Genomic DNA, 19,828 nt, shown 5'->3' with positions numbered 1-19,828 from the left:
TCTGGCTTAATACATACTCGGTAAGCGGGTACAAGTAACTAAGGTGGATGTCGCGTCATGGAGAGGATTACAGTTACTCTCGGGGAACGTAGTTACCCTATCACCATCGCGGCTGGTTTGTTTAACGAACCAGCTTCATTCTTACCGCTGAAATCGGGCGATCAGGTTATGTTGGTGACCAACGAAACCCTGGCTCCCCTTTACCTTGATAAGATCCGTAGCGTACTTGAACAGGCGGGGGTTAACGTAGATAGCGTTACCCTGCCCGATGGCGAAAAGTATAAAAGCCTGACGGTACTTGATACGGTTTTCACCGCGTTACTGCAAAAACCGCACGGTCGCGATACCACGCTGGTTGCCCTCGGCGGCGGCGTGATTGGCGACCTTACCGGTTTCGCCGCCGCCAGCTATCAGCGTGGCGTGCGCTTTATCCAGGTCCCGACGACATTGCTGTCGCAGGTCGACTCCTCCGTAGGCGGGAAAACCGCTGTAAACCATCCCCTCGGCAAGAACATGATCGGCGCGTTCTACCAGCCTGCTTCTGTGGTGGTGGATCTCGACTGTCTGAAAACGCTTCCTGCGCGTGAGCTGGCATCGGGTCTGGCGGAAGTGATCAAATACGGCATCATTCTTGACGGTGAATTTTTCACCTGGCTTGAGGACAATCTGGACGCGTTATTACGTCTGGAAGGTCCGGCAATGGCGTACTGTATCCGCCGTTGTTGTGAGCTGAAAGCCGAAGTTGTCGCAGCAGACGAGCGCGAAACGGGCTTACGTGCTTTACTGAATCTGGGACATACCTTTGGTCATGCCATTGAAGCTGAAATGGGTTATGGCAATTGGTTACACGGTGAAGCCGTCGCCGCTGGTATGGTGATGGCGGCGCGCACGTCAGAGCGTCTCGGTCAGTTTAGCGCTGCGGATACGCAACGCATTATTACGCTGCTCCAGCGCGCAGGTCTGCCTGTACACGGGCCGCGTGAGATGTCTGCTCAGGCGTATTTGCCACACATGCTGCGCGATAAGAAAGTCCTGGCGGGCGAGATGCGCTTAGTGCTCCCGCTGGCGATAGGGAAAAGTGAAGTACGCGGCGGAGTGCCGCACGAAATCGTTCTCAGCGCTATTGCTGACTGTCAGCAGGCGTAACAACAAGAAAGGTCGGACTGATACTGCACGGTATTGGTCATTTAAATTCAGGTTAACTGCAACGTCGTAAGCATTAACCTTTGAGTGGGGTGTTAAATGGATGAATTCAAACCAGAAGACGAGCTGAAACCCGATCCCAGCGATCGTCGTACTGGTCGTACTCGTCAATCTTCTGAACGCGATAATGATCCACAGATCAATTTCGATGACGTCGACCTGGATACGGACGATCGTCGTCCAGGGCGTGCGCGAAAGGCGCGTGAGGAAGAGCAGTACAGCGAAGACGATTATGAATCCGATGATGCAGTGGATGAAGAACGCGTAGAGCGTCGTCCCCGCAAACGTAAGAAAGCCGCCAGCAAACCCGCTTCCCGTCAGTACATCATGATGGGTGTCGGCGTTCTGGTGTTGCTGCTGTTGATCATCGGTATTGGTTCCGCGCTGAAAGCCCCTTCACCCTCCTCTTCCAGCGATCAAACGGCGTCTGCCGAGAAGAACATCGATCTTTCCGGCAATAACGCGACCGATCAGGCGAGCGCCACGCAGCCTGCGCCAGACGCTGAACAGACCGCCGGAAACACGCAGCAGGATGTTTCTCTGCCGCCGATCGCCTCAACGCCAACGCAGGGTCAGGCGCCTGCCGCGACCGAAGGCCAGCAGCGTGTGGAAGTTCAGGGCGATCTGAACAATGCGCTGACTCAGCCGCAGGGCCAGGAACAGGTTAACAATGTGGTGGCGAACTCCACGCTGCCGACGGAACCAGCCACCGTTGCGCCAATCCGCAACGGCAATGCGCCGCGTCAGACGGCGACGACGCAATCGGGCGAGCGTCAGACCACTACGCGCCCGGAACGTAAGCAGGTTGTGATTGAGCCGAAGAAACCGCAGACCACCGCGAAAGCGACGCCAGCGGAACCGAAGACGACCACGCAGCCGAAACGTAGCGAACCTGCCGCGCCGGTCGCGACGACGAAAGCGCCAGCAACCTCCGCGCCAGCGGCAACGACCGCGCCGAAAGCCACCGCCAGCACTGCGCCTGCACAAACCGCAGCGCCAGCGCAAACCACAGCGGCAGCCGGCAGTGCGGCTGGTACGAAAAGCACAGGTAACGTGGGTTCGCTGAAGTCTGCGCCTTCCAGCCATTACACCCTGCAACTCAGCAGTTCTTCTAACTACGACAACCTGAACGGTTGGGCGAAGAAAGAAAACCTGAAAAACTATGTGGTGTATCAGACGACGCGTAACGGCCAGCCGTGGTATGTTCTGGTAACGGGTGTGTATGCGTCTAAAGATGATGCCAAACGTGCGGTGTCTACGTTGCCAGCCGATGTGCAGGCGAAAAACCCGTGGGCAAAACCGTTGCATCAGGTGCAGGCCGATCTGAAGTAATAGTCATGTTAAAGCGCAGGATGCTGTCGGAGCTTTCTCCACAGCCGGAGAAGGTGTAATTAGTTAGTCAGCATGAAAAAGAATCGCGCTTTTCTGAAGTGGGCAGGGGGGAAATACCCCCTGCTTGATGACATCAAACGGCATTTACCGAAAGGTGAATGTCTGGTTGAACCCTTTGTGGGTGCCGGGTCGGTGTTTCTTAACACCGACTTTTCTCGTTATATTCTTGCCGATATTAATAGTGACCTTATCAGCCTCTATAACATCGTGAAGTCGCGTACTGAAGAGTATGTGCGGGCTTCCCGCGAGCTGTTTACGCCTGAGACGAATCAGGCCGAGGTTTACTATCAACTCCGTGAAGAGTTCAATACGAGCCGGGAGCCGTTCCGTCGCGCGGTCCTGTTCTTATACCTGAACCGCTATGGTTACAATGGCCTGTGCCGCTATAACTTGCGTGGGGAGTTTAACGTGCCGTTTGGCCGTTACAAAAAGCCCTACTTCCCGGAAACGGAGTTGTACCATTTTGCCAAAAAAGCGCAGAATGCAGAGTTTCATTGCCTTTCGTATGAAGAGTGTATGGATCGTGCTGATAGCAATTCTGTGGTCTATTGCGATCCGCCTTACGCACCGCTTTCTGCGACGGCGAATTTCACCGCTTATCATACCAATAGCTTCAGCCCAAAAGAGCAGGCGCGCCTGGCGGAGATGGCAGAAAAGCTGGTCAGCAAGCGGATCCCGGTGTTAATTTCGAACCATGACACGCCCGATACCCGCGAGTGGTACAAAGCGGCGAAACATTTTCAGGTCAAAGTGCGTCGCAGTATAAGCAGCAATGGCGGCACACGTAAAAAGGTGGACGAACTGCTGGCTCTGTACCAACCAGGAGTCGTAACGCCTGCGAAAAAATAATTCTCAAGGAGAAGCGGATGAAACAGTATTTGATTGCCCCCTCAATTCTGTCGGCTGATTTTGCCCGCCTGGGTGAGGACACCGCGAAAGTGCTGGCTGCTGGTGCGGATGTCGTGCATTTTGACGTCATGGACAACCACTATGTGCCGAACCTGACCATCGGCCCGATGGTGCTGAAATCCCTGCGCAAATACGGTATTACCGCACCCATCGACGTGCATTTGATGGTGAAGCCGGTTGACCGCATCGTGCCGGATTTCGCCGCAGCGGGCGCCAGCATCATTACGTTTCATCCCGAAGCCTCCGAGCATGTCGATCGTACCTTGCAGCTGATTAAAGAAAACGGTTGTAAAGCGGGTCTGGTGTTTAACCCGGCCACGCCGCTGAGTTATCTGGATTACGTGATGGATAAGCTGGATGTGATCCTGCTGATGTCCGTCAACCCGGGTTTTGGCGGCCAGTCTTTTATTCCGCACACGCTGGAGAAGCTGCGTGAAGTGCGTCGTCGTATTGATGAGTCAGGTTATGACATTCGCCTGGAAGTGGACGGCGGCGTCAAGGTGAACAACATCGGCGAAATCGCCGCGGCGGGCGCAGACATGTTTGTGGCAGGCTCCGCGATTTTCGACCAACCAGACTACAAAAAAGTCATTGATGAAATGCGCAGTGAACTGGCAAAGGTAAGTCATGGATAAATTGCAGGATATTCGGGGTGTCGCCTTTGACCTCGACGGCACGCTGGTTGACAGCGCGCCGGGATTAGCCGCTGCGGTAGATATGGCGTTATACGCGCTGGAACTGCCTACCGCTGGCGAAGATCGCGTAATTACCTGGATTGGTAACGGCGCGGATGTATTGATGGAGCGTGCGCTCGCCTGGGCTCGCCAGGAACGCGCTACGTTACGTAAAACAATGGGCAAACCGCCTGTTGATGATGAGATCCCCGCCGAGGAGCAGGTGCGTATTTTGCGTAAGCTGTTCGACCGCTACTATGGCGATGTGGCGGAAGAAGGGACGTTCCTGTTCCCGCACGTAGCCGATACGCTGGGCGCGCTGCATGCCAAAGGGCTGCCGCTTGGACTGGTGACCAATAAGCCGACGCCGTTTGTGGCGCCGCTGCTTGAAGCGCTGGATATCGCCAAATACTTCAGCGTGGTTATTGGCGGCGACGATGTGCAGAACAAAAAGCCGCATCCCGATCCGCTGCTGCTGGTGGCAAAGCGGATGGGCGTCGCGCCTGAACAGATGCTCTTCGTGGGCGATTCGCGTAATGACATTCAGGCTGCAAAAGCGGCTGGCTGCCCGTCAGTCGGCCTCACGTACGGCTACAACTATGGCGAATCCATCGCTCTTAGCCAGCCGGATGTGATTTACGACACTATTAATGACCTTCTGCCCGCTCTCGGGCTTCCGCATAGCGAAAATCAGGAATCGAAAAATGACTAAGCCCATCGTTTTTAGTGGCGCACAGCCCTCAGGTGAATTGACCATTGGCAACTATATGGGTGCGCTGCGTCAGTGGGTGAACATGCAGGATGACTATCATTGCATTTACTGCATCGTTGACCAGCATGCGATCACCGTGCGTCAGGATGCACAGCAGCTGCGTAAGGCGACGCTGGATACGCTGGCGCTCTACCTGGCGTGTGGTATCGATCCTGAGAAAAGCACCATCTTTGTTCAGTCCCATGTGCCGGAGCACGCGCAGCTGGGCTGGGCGCTGAACTGCTACACCTATTTCGGCGAACTGAGCCGGATGACCCAGTTCAAAGACAAATCCGCGCGCTATGCCGAGAACATCAACGCCGGTCTGTTTGATTACCCGGTTCTGATGGCGGCAGACATTTTGCTGTATCAAACGAATCAGGTGCCGGTGGGTGAAGATCAGAAACAGCATCTGGAATTGAGCCGCGACATCGCGCAGCGTTTTAACGCGCTGTATGGCGATATCTTTAACGTTCCTGAGCCGTTTATTCCAAAATCCGGCGCGCGCGTGATGTCACTGCTGGAACCGACCAAAAAGATGTCCAAGTCGGACGATAACCGTAACAACGTCATCGGCCTGCTGGAAGACCCGAAATCGGTGGTGAAAAAAATCAAACGTGCGGTGACGGATTCCGACGAGCCGCCGGTAGTGCGCTACGACATCCAGAATAAAGCGGGTGTGTCTAACCTGCTGGATATCCTCTCCGCCGTAACTGGCCAGAGCATCCCTGAACTGGAGCAGCATTTCGAAGGCAAGATGTATGGTCATCTGAAAGGTGAAGTGGCTGAAGCCGTTTCCGGTATGCTGACCGAGTTGCAGGAGCGTTATCATCGCTTCCGCAGCGACGAAGCCTTCTTGCAGAAAGTGATGAAAGAAGGGGCGGAAAAAGCCAGCGCCCGTGCTTCCGAAACGCTGAAAGCGGTCTACGAAGCGATTGGCTTTGTCGCCAAGCCGTAATGCGCACCGCGCCGTAGGCCAGATAAGGCGTTTACGCCGCCACCCGGCGTAAACACGGCGAGGGCCTACAGTGGTGCGACACCACACATTAAAAAACCGGGGATTTCCCGGTTTTTTTGTCTCTCTGCGTACCCGTGACGAAAAACTGTGAGGCGTCTCGCCGTTTACGCACATCGTCATTGCGCGATATCTTCATTTTAATGAATATATAAATATTCACTTTACTGAAAATTTATGATGCGTCGAACATTTATCAAAAAAGAGGGGGTCGTGCTGACGACCCTGGCCCGCTACCTGCTTGGTGAGAAATGCGGTAACCGTTTGAAAACGATAGATGAACTGGCTAATGAATGCCACTCATCGGTGGGGTTAACGCAGGCCGCATTAAAAACGCTGGAGTCTTCCGGGGCGATCCGTATTGAGCGTCGTGGGCGCAACGGCAGCTTCCTGGTGGAGATGGATAACAAAACGTTGCTGTCGCATGTGGACATCAGCAACGTTGTTTGCGCGATGCCGCTGCCGTACACCCGTCTGTATGAAGGGCTGGCGAGCGGGCTGAAAGCGCAGTTTGAAGGGATTCCATTTTATTACGCGCACATGCGTGGGGCGGACATCCGGGTTGAATGCCTGCTGAATGGCGTCTACGACATGGCCGTGGTGTCGCGTCTGGCCGCAGAGAGCTACCTGGCGCAAAACGGGTTGCGCATCGCGCTGGAACTGGGGCCCCACACCTATGTCGGCGAGCACCAGTTGATCTGCCGTAAAGGCGAATCCGACCGGGTGAAGCGAGTGGGGCTGGATAACCGTTCGGCAGATCAGAAAATCATGACTGAAGCCTGTTTCGGCAAAAGTGATGTGGAGCTGATAGACCTCTCTTATCACGAAAGTCTTCAGCGCATTGTGAAAGGCGATGTGGATGCGGTGATCTGGAATGTGGTGGCGGAAGCGGAGCTGGCATTGCTGGGGTTAGAAGCGACGCCGCTCACCCGCGATCCTCGATTCTTGCAGGCCACCGAAGCCGTGGTGCTGACCCGGTCGGACGATTACCCGATGCAGCAACTGCTGCGCGCCGTGGTGGACAAACAGGCGCTGCTCGCCCATCAGCAACGTGTGGTCAGCGGTGAACAGGAACCCAGTTACTAAGTTAATCAAAGGCATTGTAAATGGAAAACAGACTCAGCCTGCTGTGTGACGCAGGGGTTATCGACGAAGATATTTGCCGTGGCATGTTGCAGGTCGTCAGACGACTGGACGAGGAGTGGAAGCTGCCGGTGCATACCGAGCAGGGAACGATGGCGATAACCCACATGGCCAGCGCGTTAATGCGCAGTCGCCGGGGAGAGGTGATTGACGCGCTGGATCACGAGCTGTTGGCGGAACTGACGCAATCTCCCCACTGGCCCGCGATTTTGTTGGCGCACCAGGCGCTGCTGGCGGAGTTTACGGTTTCGCTTCATGCCAATGAGGAAGGTTATTTGTTGGCAAATCTATATGGGCTGTGGATGGCGGCGCACGAAGCGTCGTGAGGAACACCGTACATCAACGTACCACACCTTAAATATTCAAAAAAATGAATATTTAATTCAGGGATTAGAAACCGAGGCACAAAGATGTTTATACACGCATTGAAACGCCAGAATCCGGCGCTGATTACCGCCGCGATCCGACTCTGGCAGCAGGGAAGGATCGTCCCGGACAGCTGGGTGATTGATGTTGATCAGGTGCTGGAAAACGGGAAGCGCCTGGTTGATACGGCTCATCAATACGGCATCACGCTGTATCTGATGACAAAACAGCTTGGGCGCAATCCCTGGCTGGCGGAAAAGCTGCTGGCGCTGGGATATGCCGGAATTGTCACGGTGGATTACAAAGAGGCCAGGGTCATGCGCCGCGCCGGATTGCCGGTGGCGCATCAGGGGCATTTAGTGCAGATCCCCTCCCGGCAGATTGGCGAAGCGGTGGAGCAAGGGACGGACGTGATTACGCTCTTTTCGCTGGAGAAGGCGCGTGAAGTGTCGGCGGCGGCGGTGAAGGCCGGGCGCGTGCAGGCGGTAATGCTGAAGATTTACGGCGAGCAGGATTTTCTTTATCCGGGGCAGGAGAGCGGCTTCCCACTGGCGCGCCTTGATGACGCTGTGAATGACATTCGCCGTCTGCCGGGGCTCCATGTCACGGGGTTAACGCATTTCCCCTGCCTGCTGTGGGATGACGCATCAGGCGAGACCAGGCCGACGCCCAATCTGCATTCCCTGGTCAAGGCGAGGCAGCAACTGGAAGAACAGGAGATTGCCATTGAGCAGCTTAATGCGCCCTCTGCAACCAGCTGTGCGTCTTTGCCGCTGTTGGCGCGGTATGGCGTCACCCATGCCGAACCGGGCCATGCGCTGACCGGCACCATTCCGTCGAATCAGCAAGGCGATCAGCCTGAACGCATTGCGATGCTCTGGCTGAGTGAAATTTCGCACCATTTTCGTGGCAACAGCTACTGCTATGGCGGCGGCTATTACCGCCGGGGACATGCGCGCAACGCGCTCGTTTTTACGCCGGAAAACGACGTTCCCGCGAAGACGACGCTGGAACCCGTCGATGACAGCAGTATCGACTACTACCTGCCGCTTGCAGGGACGTTTCCGGTGAGCAGCGCCGTGGTGCTTTGTTTTCGTACCCAAATCTTTGTGACGCGCAGTGATGTGGTGCTGGTGTCTGGCATTCAGCGCGGCGCGGCGGAAATCGTCGCCCGTTATGACAGTCTCGGAAACGTACTGGAGGCGTAATGGCTCGTTTTGTGGTGCTGGTGATTGATAGCTTCGGCGTTGGCGCAATGAAGGATGTGGCGGAGGTTCGCCCGCAGGATGTCGGGGCGAATACCTGCGGACATATTCTGCGTCAGCTCCCGCAGCTACATCTGCCGACGCTGGAGAAGCTGGGGTTGATTAACGCGCTGGGCTATGCGCCAGGCGTTATGGCTCCCTCGGCGTCGGCAGTGTGGGGGATCGCGGAATTGCAGCATGAAGGAGGGGATACCTTCATGGGGCATCAGGAGATTTTAGGCACGCGTCCGCAGGCGCCGCTGCGTATGCCGTTTAGCGAGGTGATTGATCGCGTTGAGCTGGCGCTGAAGGCGGCGGGCTGGCAGGTAGAGCGACGTGGCGGCGAACTGGCGTTCCTGTGGGTCAATGAGTCGGTGGCGATAGGCGATAACCTCGAAGCGGATTTAGGGCAGGTTTACAACATTACCGCCAACCTTTCCGCCATCGCCTTTGACGAGGTGCTGAAGATTGGCCGCATTGTGCGTGAACACGCGCAGGTGGGGCGCGTCATTGCATTCGGCGGCACGCTTCACGACAGCCAGCGGATTCTGGACGCCGCAGAAACGAAAGAGGGGCGTTTTATTGGCATCAATGCGCCGCGATCCGGCGCATATGAGAGCGGTTTTCAGGTTGTTCATATGGGCTATGGCGTGGATGAGCGGGTTCAGGTGCCGCAAAAACTGCATGAGGTTGGCGTGCCGACCGTGCTGATCGGCAAAGTGGCGGATATCGTGGCGAACCCTCACGGACGTAGCTGGCAAAACCTGGTGGACAGCCAGCGCATTATGGATATCACGCGCGATGAATTCAGTGCCGCCCGGCACGCGTTTATCTGCACCAACATCCAGGAAACCGATCTGGCGGGGCACGCCCAGGATGTCGCACGTTATGCGGAACGTTTGCAGGTGGTTGACCGTAATCTTGCGCGGCTGACAAGCGAGATGACACCCGATGATTGTCTGCTGGTGATGGCCGACCACGGCAACGATCCGACGATAGGTCACAGTCACCATACCCGTGAAAGAGTGCCGATTCTGGTCTACCGGCAGGGGCTGAAGCCTGTTCAGTTAGGCCTTCGCGCCACGCTGTCGGATGTGGGCGCGACGGTCTGTGAGTTCTTTGGCGCGCCCGCGCCACAAAACGGCACCTCTTTCTTTTCGTCATTACAGCTCACAGGAGACGCCGTATGAATTTTGATACGTCAGGCTACACCTGGGCCCATGAGCATCTGCACATCGATCTCTCCGGGTTCAAGAATAACCTCGACTGCCGGTTAGATCAGTACGATCTCATTTGTCAGGAGATGAAAGATCTGCGGGCGTTGGGCGTGCGCAACATCATTGAAATGACTAACCGCTATATGGGGCGCAACCCGCAATTCATGCTCGATTTGATGCGGGATAGCGGGATAAACGTGGTGGCCTGTACGGGTTACTACCAGGACGCATTTTTCCCTGAGCATGTCGCGACCCGCAGCGTGGAGCAGCTTGCGCAGGAGATGATCGATGAAATTGTCATCGGTATTGATAACACGACGCTGAAAGCCGGAATTATTGCGGAAATCGGCTCCAGTGAAGGGGTGATTACGCCGCTGGAAGAGAAGGTGTTTATCGCCGCTGCGCGCGCCCACAATGAAACCGGACGCCCCATTTCCACCCATACCTCGTTCAGTACTATGGGGCTGGAGCAACTGGCCTTGTTGCAGGCGCAGGGCGTCGATCTCTCCCGCGTGGTGATTGGTCATTGCGATCTGAAAGATAACCTTGACGGCATTTTGCAGATGATCGATCTCGGCGCGTACGTGCAGTTCGACACCATCGGCAAAAACAACTACTACCCGGATGAAAAGCGCATCGACATGCTGAATGCGCTGCGCCAGCGTGGTTTGCTCAACCGCGTGATGCTTTCGATGGATATTACCCGCCGCTCCCATCTAAAAGCCAATGGCGGCAATGGCTACGACTACCTGTTAACCACCTTTATCCCACAGCTGCGCCAGTCAGGATTCAGTCAGGCCGATGTGGACACGATGTTGCGTGATAACCCCTCACAATTTTTCCAATAAGGACAGAAAGATGAAAAAGATTGGTGTTGCTGGCTTACAGCGTGAGCAGATTAAAAAAACCATCGAGACCGTGGCGCCCGGCTGCTTTGACGTGTCCATTCACAACGATATGGAAGCGGCGATGAAAGTGAAGTCCGGGCAACTGGATTATTACATCGGCGCGTGTAATACCGGCGCTGGCGCGGCGTTGTCGATAGCGATTGCGGTGATTGGCTACAACAAAAGCTGCACCATCGCTAAGCCGGGTATTAAAGCGAAAGACGAGCATATCGCAAAGATGGTCGCGGAAGGGAAAGTGGCGTTTGGCCTCTCTGTCGAACATGTTGAGCATGCGATTCCCATGCTGGTTAACCACTTGAAATAAAAGGCATGCTTATGGAGCTGTATATTCAGATTCTGGTGGTGGCCTGCCTGACGGGGATGACGTCGCTACTGGCGCACCGCTCAGCCGCCGTTTTCCATGACGGGATTCGCCCGATCTTACCGCAACTGATCGAAGGCTATATGAACCGCCGGGAGGCGGGGAGTATCGCGTTTGGTTTGAGTATCGGTTTTGTGGCGTCGGTGGGGATCTCATTTACCCTCAAAACGGGGCTGCTTAACGCCTGGCTGCTGTTTTTACCTACCGATATTCTTGGCGTACTGGCGATCAATAGCCTGTTGGCGTTTGGGCTTGGTGCCGCCTGGGGCGTGCTGATTCTGACCTGTCTGCTGCCGGTGAACCATCTGCTTACCGCCTTGCCGGTTGACGTGCTGGGGAGCCTTGGCGAGCTGAGTTCCCCGGTTGTCGCCGGTTTTGCTCTGTTCCCGCTGGTGGCGATTTTTTATCAATTCGGCTGGAAACACAGTCTTATCGCTGCGGTTGTGGTGCTGATGGCGCGTGTCCTGGTAGTGCGCTACTTCCCGCATCTGAACCCGGAATCGATTGAGATTTTTATCGGCATGGTGATGCTGCTGGCGATTGCGATTACGCACGACCTGCGCCACCGTGGCGATGAGGAGATGGATACCAGTGGGTTATCCGTCTTTGAGGAGCGCACCTCCCGTATTATTAAAAATTTACCGTATATCGCGATCGTCGGCGCGTTGATTGCGGCGGTCGCCAGTATGAATATTTTTGCCGGCAGCGAGGTGTCGATCTTTACCCTTGAGAAAGCCTATTCTGCTGGCGTTACGCCTGAAGAGTCGCAGACCTTGCTTCATCAGGCGGCGCTGGCGGAGTTCATGCGCGGGCTTGGCTTCGTGCCGATGATCGCCACAACGGCGCTGGCGACGGGCGTGTATGCGGTGGCCGGTTTTACCTTTGTGTATTCCGTGGGCTATCTGGCGCCGAATCCGTGGATTGCCGCCATCCTGGGGGCGGTCGTGATTTCTGCGGAAGTGCTGCTGTTGCGCTCGATTGGGAAGTGGCTTGGACGCTACCCGTCGGTGCGCAATGCGTCGGACAATATCCGTAACGCGATGAATATGCTGATGGAAACCGCGCTACTGATCGGCTCTATTTTTGCGGCGATCAAGATGGCGGGTTATACCGGATTCTCGATTGCGATTGCTATCTACTTCCTCAACGAGTCGCTGGGGCGCCCGGTGCAGAAGATGGCCGCACCGGTCGTGGCCGTGATGATTACCGGTATCTTGTTGAATATTCTCTACTGGTTCGGTCTGTTTATTCCGGCCTGAGGAGGCGTCTAAATGAAAACCTTCCCCCTGCAAAGCCTGACGCTCGCCGAGGCGCAGCAGAAGCAGTTTGCGCTGGTGGACACGGTGTGTCGTTATTTCCCTGGCGCGGATTTTTTAAAGGGTGGCGATCTGGGATTAAGTCCGGGGCTTAACCAGCCGGGAACCACCCGACAAGTGGAAAAGGTGCTGGCGGAGGCGTTTCATGCTGAGGACGCGGTGCTGGTGCAGGGCGCGGGAACCGGCGCGATTCGGGCCGGGCTGGCTGCGCTGCTGAAACCGGGGCAACGCCTTCTGGTGCATGATGCGCCGGTTTATCCCACAACGCAGGGGATCGTCGAGCAGATGGGGATTGTGCTTGTCAGAGCGGATTTCAACGATCTGGCGACGATAACGCAGGTTATCGCAGAGCATCGGCCCCATGCGGCGCTGGTGCAACATACGCGTCAGCAACCGCAGGATTGCTATTCTCTGGCCGGGGTACTGGCGGAGCTTGCGCGATGCGGCGTCCCCACGCTGACCGACGATAATTATGCGGTGATGAAAGTGGCGCGTATTGGTTGTGAATGTGGGGCCACGCTGTCTACGTTTTCCTGTTTTAAACTCTTCGGGCCTGAAGGCACCGGCGCGGTGGTGGGGGAGGCGGAAGCCATCGCCAGAATACGTGCGACGATGTATTCCGGCGGCAGCCAGATTCAGGGCGCGCAGGCGCTGGCGGTGCTTCGTGGCCTGGTTTTCGCGCCAGTGATGCACGCTGTGCAGGCCGGGGTGACGGAACGTTTACTCGCCTTGTTAAACAGCGGAACCGTGCCGGAAGTGAAGCAGGCGGTGATTGCGAATGCGCAATCGAAAGTGTTGATTGTGGAGTTCCACCAGCCCGTTGCCGAAAAGGTGCTGGAGGAGGCGCAAAAGCGCGGGGCGTTGCCTTACCCGGTGGGCGCGGAGTCCAAATATGAAATCCCGCCATTGTTTTATCGCCTTTCCGGTACGTTTCGTGCGGCCCGTCCGGGTCTGGCGCGTTATGCGATTCGTATTAATCCCAACCGCAGCGGCGAAGAAACGGTGTTACGTATTTTGCGGGAAAGCCTGTGTGCCTGATGGCACAGCACCGTAGGCCGGATAAGGCGCTTGCGCCGCCATCCGGCGCGTATGTGTGCACGGAAGCCTGATGGCGCTACGCTTATCAGGCCTACAATGATACACATGAAAAAACCGGGGAATCCCCGGTTTTTTTGTATCGTGCGACAACGGTCTCGATTATTGATCCGCAGCCGGGCCGCAACCACCAATAATTTTTGAAATAGAAATTGCCGGGTGAAGTAAATAATCGTAACTGCAATCATTCTTTTTGTTTTCGATATGACCCGTACACGCGGTGAGCGTAGCCAGCATCCCTGCCACAACGGCAATCTTTGCAATTTTAAACATGACAAAATCCTTGTAAATAAAACAATTTTAATTGTATGAGATAAATGGAAAAATCCATTTTGCGGACGTTACCATATCAATTAATAAGGGAGTGAGGTAGTCCAGATAAGGACTTCTTATTCTGCGGGTAATATGCTTTGCGTAGACTCAACATAATAAAAAACGGCCTGGAGATGATGTATATTCTCCAGGCCGTGGCGTTTATTTAATTAACGGAATGTTTTCTTAAAGTTCAGCATAAAGCCTTTATCGCTGATGCCGTCTTCTTTCCACTGATAAGCGTCAAGATGCAGGCTGCTGTCCTGGGCGCTGTACTTCACGCCCATCGTTGCCAGACCGTTCAGACCGCCGCCTTTCTGGCCGTCGTCAACGCTAAAGCGCTGGTCGCTTGCACCCGCCAGCGTGGCGCTACGCTGGCTTTTCGTGTAGCTCAGGTTCGGGCCGCCTTCCAGCGTGGCGCTTGCGCTCCAGCCGTTTTCCCCGGCGTAGTCCATTTTCAGGCCAAGCACGGAATCTACGGCTGTTTCGCTGCCGCTGTTCATCGACAGGTTGAAGTCTCCGGCGCTGCGCTCTTTGTAACCTTCTTCCATTGTATGACGCAGCTTAACGCCCGCATACGGCGTGATTTTCAGCGCATCGTCCATCAGGTTAAAGGTTTTTGCCCCTTCGCTGCGGAACTCCATGTACTGCTGACGGGCGTCAGAATCCGCCACTTTATTGACATCGCCATAGGCGACAGAGCGGCTGCTGTCGAGGTTATGCACGTCATAACGCAGGCTGTTGTTCCAGGCCAGACCCTCATTAAAGGTCATGCTGTGCTTCAGGCCGAAGAACTGGCTGTAGCCGCCGGTCACTCCGTTGTCGCCCGCTTTCTGCGAACCGTCGCCGTCCAGACGCGCAATACCGTATTCCAGCGTCAGGTTCTGGCTGGCGGTCAGATCCAGCGTCTGGCGCAGCGCCAGCATGTCGTACTGGGTGTCGTTACCCAGTTCGGCACGCGGATCGCCTTTCGCCATCACGTTGAACGCCAGACCGTCTTTCACCTGCGGCGCGGCGTCCGCCAGCATCGTAAAGCGATTGCTGAGTACGCGGGCTTCGCGGAAGACGGTGTTCGCCTGGCTGCCGCTGACCTGTTTCAGGGCGTTGTTCAGCTCTGCGGTCGTGCCAACGTTCAGGCTGTTGTACAGCTCATTGTTGGTATACCCGGCGTCCAGCGCCTGTGCGACGTCGTTGACGGAACTCTCCGTCGCCACATCCGCATAGGCGTTTTTGGTCATGGTGATGTCAACGTTGCCGTCGCCGTCGGTGCTGCCCTGGGCGTTCCACACCACGCTGGTGGAGGTGATATTGTCCGCGCCCTGGATATTACTGCCGGTAAAGGCGTTATCGACCACGACGGTGGTCTCTGCCGTACCTGCGGTAAAGCCGGTATTCACCTTCACGTCGTCGCCAATCATCAGGTTATTCGCTTTCAGCGTACCGGAACTGCCGTCAGCATTGGTGCCCACAATGTAGTTGCTTAACATCTGCGGCGCGTTCGGATCGGCCGGAGGCGCTGGAATATCACCCTGCGTCGGCGCGACAATCGCATCCGGGATCACGATATCCGCCGTACCGTTGTGATCGTTCTGCGTACCCGTAGTGCCAGGGGCGTAGATGCCGCAGCCGGTGTCGCACAGCAGATTCACTTCGCCATTATTGATGATGGTTTTGCTCTGGCCGCCAAACGCGTAAGAGTCATTCGCGTACACGTTGATCACGCCATCGGCGGTGTTGTTGATGGTGGTGGCGTTGCCGTTGCCTTTGATGCCGATAAGTCCGGTGCCGTTGGTTCCGTCTATTTGCCCCTGTTCGGTGCCGACGTTGATGGTGCCGCTGTTGACCAGGTCGATGATATAACTGCTGGTGCCGCCGCTGATCGCCACGGCATTGTCGCCCTGGACGTTAATGGTCCCTTCGTTGTCAAAGCTATAGTCACGGCTGAGGTTGATCAGGGGGGCGTCCGGGTTAATACCATTAATCACGCCGGTTTCCGTGTTCCAGATCCACATCGGGGAGTTGCTGGCATTCGCGGTGGTGATGGCGCTGTAACCGTTGGTGGCGGTAATGGTGCCGCTGTTCACCTGAGCGATGGAACTGTCGGTTCGCGTCATGTTGATGATGGTGTTTTCGCCGCCTTCTACCGCGCTGCCGCTGTTGGTAAGCGTTGCGCCTTCCTGGTTATAAAACGCAAAGCTGCCGTTGATGAGCGATTTGCCATCTTCCGCCACCGTCATATTGCCGGTATTGACGACTTCCTGGGCGTAAGAGGTTCCTGCAATTGAGCCGGTAAAGCTGCCCTCGTTGAACAGGGTGATATCGCCATTAAGCGTCAGGAGGTCAGTGGTCAGGCTGCCGTCTGCGCGGTTGAACAGGCTGTGATACGTGGTGATCGTATCGACATGCATCGTCCCGTGGTTTTCCAGATCGCCTCCGGCATTAATCGCCATATCGCCGTTGACGGTCAGCGTGGCGCCTGCTTCGTTGTACAGCCAGCCGCTAACATCGATATCGCCGTTCAGCGTTTCATTGCCGTAATTCGCCAGCGCTCCGGTGGTGAAAAAGCCCGCTTCTGACGTTTGGCTATCGCTGTCGCCGCTGCCGGGCAGCGACCGTATCCAGATTTTGTCGGTTGGCGTGGAACCCATATGCGGGTCGTTTTCGTCCATCGGGCTGCCGTTCAGGTTGATGGCGCCGTTATTGATGATGTAGCTGTTGCTGTCGCTAAGGAACGCCTGACCGTAGTCGGCATCAATATTGATGGTGCCGGTGGTGTCGTTCACGACGGTGCCGCCGTTTAATGCAGCCATCCCCACCAGTTGGTTTTCCTCGCCGGTCACACCTTCATCAGCGGTCAGCGTAATAGTACCCTGGTTAACGGCCGTGCCGCCGTTGAGCGCCATCATACCGAACCCGGCGTTGTTGACGGTGATGGTGCCGGTGTTGATGGCCGTGGCGTCACCGTAGCCGCTGTCGGTGGAACCGGCAACCATTGCCGAGCTGGTCAAATAGAGGTGTGTCGGCTGCCAGTAGTCTGTGCTGATGATATTGTTTTCATCGTCCAGCGTCGGGATAAAACCGTCCAGATAAATATCGCCTTCGTTTAACGCCGTCCCTACACTGGCACTGACGCCATATGCTCCCGCGCCCTGTAAATGGACGGTCGCTCCTTTATCATTAACGACGCTGCCGCCCTGGGCCGCCAGCATGGCGTAAAGCGTGTGGGTATACCATCTTTCCGGGTAGAGATTGATGCCGTCAATGTACTCTGGCGTTTGGTTAGAAAAGAGGGTGATATCGGCCCCCGCTTTGTTGTGTACGACCGCATCTTCGCGATTTGCACTGGTGATGGCAGAACGGTTATCTCCCGTATCGTCACTGCTTCCGTAGACGAGAATATTGCCACTGTTGCTCGCTTCCGCTCCCTGATCGGCAAGGAGAACGTTGGCTGTTCCGTGGGTGGTAATATCGCCCTGATTTTCAATCGTCGAGCCCTGGCCATGAGCTGACAGCAGGGCTTTATTTCCGACGGAGTAATGTGTGTACAGATAGTCGGCGTTCACTTCAATCGTGGCGTCATCGGTAACGAGCAGGGAGCCGCCATTATTAACGTTTGCCAGCGTGGCCTGGCCACCTGAGATAGTGGTCATATCCACGGTAGATTTACCGCTTAGCGTTAACGTGTTGTCACCATCAATGTTGATACCGATAGCTTCAGAGCCAGCAGCCGCTTCGTTTTGGGAAAAGTCGATGTTTATACCACCGGCGACATTCACGGCGTTACCGCTGCCGCTGATATCGAGGCCGACAACGCTCGCATACCCAGAGCTGATATCAGAACTGTCAAGATGGATATTCATCGCGCCATCCAGATTGACCGTATTTTGATTGCCGTTGACGGTAATGCCTTGTAACTGCTCATCGCTTTTAATTTGAGCGTCTTGCGGGTAACTGCCCTCGATGTTCACATTACCCAGAATGGTTGTCGTATTCGTGTCGCCAGAAACGTTAAGACCGGTTGCCCCACGAAATACACCGCTGCTGTCCTGAGCCGCAGTCACGTTAATATCGCCCGTCAGACTGACCTGCGATTCAGTACCGCTGATCAGCGTTCCCGTACCGTTAAGGCTGGTGTTGATATTACCTTTGTTGTTGAAGGTGTTTTGTGTACCAGCCACAACGAAGCCGACAGAGCCGTCGTTACGCACGGTGGTGGTGCCGCTGTTTGTGAGTTCGCTTTCTTCGCCGTTGATGGTCAGGCCCGTCGCGCCATTCATAACCAACAGGTCGCCATTCTGCGTCATGTCAGCGTTATTGCCCGTAATGGTGGCGATTGTTGAGCCAGCGCCGTCGACGGCCATATTGCCGGTATTGAGTACGCGGGCGTTGTCGCCATCAATGCGCACGCCCGTCGCGCCATCGGCGATGAGCTGATCACCTTCATTAATCACCAGCGCATGATCGCCCTCAATGTACAGCCCCGTAGAACCGGTACCGCGGGTTGTCGAATGGCCTTTGTTATCGACAATAGCATTGTCGCCGGTGATTTTTGCCCCGGTGCCGCCGTCAGAAACGTTTAATTCCCCCTTGTTGAGGAGGCGAATGTTATTGCCGTTAATGATGGAACCGGTAGAACCTGCGCCGCTAATGCTGGAGGTTCCCGCATTATCAATGAGGGTGTTATCACCATCGATAACGATGCCCGTACCGCCGCCGCTGATGGTGATATCGCCGGAGAGCGAGGTCGAGGTGCCATTGCCGGAAATTAACGCCCCGGTAGCGCCATCTACCGTACTTTTGCCTGAGATAGCGTTAGTGGTGCCGTCGCCGCTAATAACCAGGCCAACTGCGCCATTGGTTACGGTGGAATCCCCGTTCAGCGTATTACGGGTGTTATCGCCCGAGATAATGACGCCGGTACGATTTTTCCCGCTGATATCCAGTTCGCGATCGGTGGTGTGCGTTTTGCCGTCTCCGCTGACAACCTGAGTATTGTTATCCGCGAGGATCAGATAGCCCCGACTGTCGTACTTCCAGTAAAAGCCGTTGGCCTGAGCGCCTTCAATCACGGCTGCGTTGCTGTCGGTAACGTTCCAGCCGGAAATCGCCAGCGTTTTGCCGTCCTGGGTGGTTAACTGCCACTGCGCGTCTTGTTCGGAATAACTGAGCGTGGCTTCGCCGAGGTGCTCGCCGTTATCCAGTTTGATGTCGTCGAAGTGCAGGGTGTCTGTGCCTTTATCCAGCGTCACCTGATTGCTGAAGGTCGTCACGGATGTGTCGTCAGGCGGTACTGGTGTATCACCGCCATCATCAGGCGGTGTGACGTCGCCGCCATCATCGGGAGGCGTTGGGGTGACATCTCCGCCGTCATCCGGCGGCGTTGGGGTAACGTCGCCCCCGTCGTCTGGCGGGACTGGCGTTGTTGAATGGTGGTGAGAGTCGCCGTCGCTGTGATTGCCAATGGCGATGCCCGCCGCCAGAGCCGCTACGCCACTGGCGACCCATGCCCAATGGTTATCCTGCCCGGCTTCTGCCGTCAGACATTTCGCCGGTAACTTATTGCGCTCCGCCTGAGATAACGACGAAATATTTACCGGACATTCTTTCTCATCTTCTGTATTCTCTGCCGCAATTGCCGGGCAGTAATATGTTTGCAGTGCAATCGCAATACCCACTGCAAGGAGTTTTTTCCTTTGCATAAACATAGTTGCCATCCTGTAAATAAAATAAGAAATATAAGGCGGCCCTGACAGGCAACCTTTATTTGCAAAATTAATGAATGGCGCTATTTTGCCACTGACTACCCAGGGGGCGTCAATCCAGCCCTTATTCTGCTGATATTTGTGTGGTGAATTTATTTAGCGAATAAAAAAGAGATAATGGCTGTTTTGTGCGGTATTTTATGGCGTTATTCTTTTTTGT

General features: G+C 55.5%; 16 protein-coding genes. 14 read left to right on the top strand and 2 right to left on the bottom strand.

Features of this window, described 5'->3' with window-relative positions; genetic code table 11:
• The first annotated feature begins 57 nt into the window (after positions 1-57).
• The 14 genes from aroB (at position 58) to CKO_RS20455 (ending at position 13,537) form a co-directional block, all read left to right on the top strand.
• Positions 58-1,146, top strand: coding sequence for a 3-dehydroquinate synthase (gene aroB, locus CKO_RS20520; RefSeq protein ID WP_012135497.1), 1,089 nt, complete (start codon positions 58-60; stop codon positions 1,144-1,146).
• Positions 1,147-1,242: 96 nt separating this feature from the next.
• The gene (gene damX / locus CKO_RS20515) at positions 1,243-2,535 is read left to right on the top strand and encodes a cell division protein DamX (RefSeq protein ID WP_012135495.1); all 1,293 of its coding nucleotides are present in this window, start codon (positions 1,243-1,245) and stop codon (positions 2,533-2,535) included.
• A 72-nt stretch (positions 2,536-2,607) separates the two neighbouring features.
• Entirely contained in the window at positions 2,608-3,444 is an 837-nt protein-coding gene (dam, locus tag CKO_RS20510) for an adenine-specific DNA-methyltransferase (RefSeq protein ID WP_012135494.1), read from the top strand.
• A 17-nt stretch (positions 3,445-3,461) separates the two neighbouring features.
• The gene (gene rpe, locus CKO_RS20505) at positions 3,462-4,139 is read left to right on the top strand and encodes a ribulose-phosphate 3-epimerase (RefSeq protein WP_012135493.1); all 678 of its coding nucleotides are present in this window, start codon (positions 3,462-3,464) and stop codon (positions 4,137-4,139) included.
• Positions 4,132-4,890 (top strand): phosphoglycolate phosphatase, encoded by a 759-nt coding sequence (gene gph, locus CKO_RS20500; RefSeq protein WP_012135492.1) that lies wholly within the window; start codon positions 4,132-4,134, stop codon positions 4,888-4,890. The genes rpe and gph overlap by 8 nt, the downstream gene beginning before the upstream one ends.
• Positions 4,883-5,887 (top strand): tryptophan--tRNA ligase, encoded by a 1,005-nt coding sequence (gene trpS, locus CKO_RS20495; RefSeq protein WP_012135491.1) that lies wholly within the window; start codon positions 4,883-4,885, stop codon positions 5,885-5,887. The genes gph and trpS overlap by 8 nt, the downstream gene beginning before the upstream one ends.
• Before the next feature lie 237 nt (positions 5,888-6,124).
• Positions 6,125-7,030: a GntR family transcriptional regulator YhfZ gene (yhfZ, locus tag CKO_RS20490; protein WP_024131011.1), complete on the top strand. Its 906-nt coding sequence runs from the start codon at positions 6,125-6,127 to the stop codon at positions 7,028-7,030.
• A 20-nt stretch (positions 7,031-7,050) separates the two neighbouring features.
• Positions 7,051-7,413: a hypothetical protein gene (locus tag CKO_RS20485; RefSeq protein ID WP_012135488.1), complete on the top strand. Its 363-nt coding sequence runs from the start codon at positions 7,051-7,053 to the stop codon at positions 7,411-7,413.
• 84 nt (positions 7,414-7,497) lie between these two features.
• The gene (locus tag CKO_RS20480; protein WP_012135487.1) at positions 7,498-8,661 is read left to right on the top strand and encodes a YhfX family PLP-dependent enzyme; all 1,164 of its coding nucleotides are present in this window, start codon (positions 7,498-7,500) and stop codon (positions 8,659-8,661) included.
• Positions 8,661-9,887, top strand: a complete 1,227-nt coding sequence (locus CKO_RS20475; RefSeq protein ID WP_012135486.1) for a phosphopentomutase — start codon at positions 8,661-8,663, stop codon at positions 9,885-9,887. Before CKO_RS20480 ends, CKO_RS20475 begins: the two co-directional genes overlap by 1 nt.
• Complete coding sequence (locus tag CKO_RS20470) at positions 9,884-10,762, top strand: phosphotriesterase-related protein (protein ID WP_012135485.1); 879 nt, start codon at positions 9,884-9,886, stop codon at positions 10,760-10,762. The genes CKO_RS20475 and CKO_RS20470 overlap by 4 nt, the downstream gene beginning before the upstream one ends.
• 10 nt (positions 10,763-10,772) lie before the next feature.
• A complete protein-coding gene (locus tag CKO_RS20465) occupies positions 10,773-11,126 on the top strand; it encodes a DUF2620 domain-containing protein (protein WP_012135484.1) in 354 nt (117 codons plus the stop codon).
• An 11-nt stretch (positions 11,127-11,137) separates the two neighbouring features.
• On the top strand, positions 11,138-12,442 hold the full coding sequence (locus CKO_RS20460) for a YhfT family protein (RefSeq protein ID WP_024131010.1): 1,305 nt from the start codon (positions 11,138-11,140) through the stop codon (positions 12,440-12,442).
• A 12-nt stretch (positions 12,443-12,454) separates the two neighbouring features.
• A complete protein-coding gene (locus CKO_RS20455; protein ID WP_012135482.1) occupies positions 12,455-13,537 on the top strand; it encodes an aminotransferase class I/II-fold pyridoxal phosphate-dependent enzyme in 1,083 nt (360 codons plus the stop codon).
• 159 nt (positions 13,538-13,696) lie between these two features.
• Here the strand turns inward: CKO_RS20455 and CKO_RS20450 are convergent, their stop codons facing one another.
• Positions 13,697-13,867 carry a YhfL family protein gene (locus CKO_RS20450; RefSeq protein WP_012135480.1) on the bottom strand — a complete coding sequence of 57 codons (171 nt, stop codon included), beginning with the start codon at positions 13,865-13,867 and terminating at the stop codon, positions 13,697-13,699.
• A 209-nt stretch (positions 13,868-14,076) separates the two neighbouring features.
• Positions 14,077-19,605: a BigA/YdbA N-terminal beta-barrel domain-containing protein gene (locus CKO_RS20445; protein ID WP_024131009.1), complete on the bottom strand. Its 5,529-nt coding sequence runs from the start codon at positions 19,603-19,605 to the stop codon at positions 14,077-14,079.
• Positions 19,606-19,828: the final 223 nt, after the last annotated feature.

Source organism: Citrobacter koseri ATCC BAA-895 (assembly GCF_000018045.1).
Taxonomy (GTDB): domain Bacteria; phylum Pseudomonadota; class Gammaproteobacteria; order Enterobacterales; family Enterobacteriaceae; genus Citrobacter_B; species Citrobacter_B koseri.
This window is presented reverse-complemented; position numbering and strand designations above follow the sequence as displayed.

What these genes read in the sequence shown, in the direction of transcription:
- aroB (WP_012135497.1), top strand. Translation starts at nt 58, where the DNA reads ATGGAGAGGATTACAGTTACTCTCGGGGAACGTAGTTACCCTATCACC.
- damX (WP_012135495.1), top strand. Translation starts at nt 1,243, where the DNA reads ATGGATGAATTCAAACCAGAAGACGAGCTGAAACCCGATCCCAGCGAT.
- dam (WP_012135494.1), top strand. Translation starts at nt 2,608, where the DNA reads ATGAAAAAGAATCGCGCTTTTCTGAAGTGGGCAGGGGGGAAATACCCC.
- rpe (WP_012135493.1), top strand. Translation starts at nt 3,462, where the DNA reads ATGAAACAGTATTTGATTGCCCCCTCAATTCTGTCGGCTGATTTTGCC.
- gph (WP_012135492.1), top strand. Translation starts at nt 4,132, where the DNA reads ATGGATAAATTGCAGGATATTCGGGGTGTCGCCTTTGACCTCGACGGC.
- trpS (WP_012135491.1), top strand. Translation starts at nt 4,883, where the DNA reads ATGACTAAGCCCATCGTTTTTAGTGGCGCACAGCCCTCAGGTGAATTG.
- yhfZ (WP_024131011.1), top strand. Translation starts at nt 6,125, where the DNA reads ATGCGTCGAACATTTATCAAAAAAGAGGGGGTCGTGCTGACGACCCTG.
- CKO_RS20485 (WP_012135488.1), top strand. Translation starts at nt 7,051, where the DNA reads ATGGAAAACAGACTCAGCCTGCTGTGTGACGCAGGGGTTATCGACGAA.
- CKO_RS20480 (WP_012135487.1), top strand. Translation starts at nt 7,498, where the DNA reads ATGTTTATACACGCATTGAAACGCCAGAATCCGGCGCTGATTACCGCC.
- CKO_RS20475 (WP_012135486.1), top strand. Translation starts at nt 8,661, where the DNA reads ATGGCTCGTTTTGTGGTGCTGGTGATTGATAGCTTCGGCGTTGGCGCA.
- CKO_RS20470 (WP_012135485.1), top strand. Translation starts at nt 9,884, where the DNA reads ATGAATTTTGATACGTCAGGCTACACCTGGGCCCATGAGCATCTGCAC.
- CKO_RS20465 (WP_012135484.1), top strand. Translation starts at nt 10,773, where the DNA reads ATGAAAAAGATTGGTGTTGCTGGCTTACAGCGTGAGCAGATTAAAAAA.
- CKO_RS20460 (WP_024131010.1), top strand. Translation starts at nt 11,138, where the DNA reads ATGGAGCTGTATATTCAGATTCTGGTGGTGGCCTGCCTGACGGGGATG.
- CKO_RS20455 (WP_012135482.1), top strand. Translation starts at nt 12,455, where the DNA reads ATGAAAACCTTCCCCCTGCAAAGCCTGACGCTCGCCGAGGCGCAGCAG.
- CKO_RS20450 (WP_012135480.1), bottom strand. Translation starts at nt 13,867, where the DNA reads ATGTTTAAAATTGCAAAGATTGCCGTTGTGGCAGGGATGCTGGCTACG.
- CKO_RS20445 (WP_024131009.1), bottom strand. Translation starts at nt 19,605, where the DNA reads ATGCAAAGGAAAAAACTCCTTGCAGTGGGTATTGCGATTGCACTGCAA.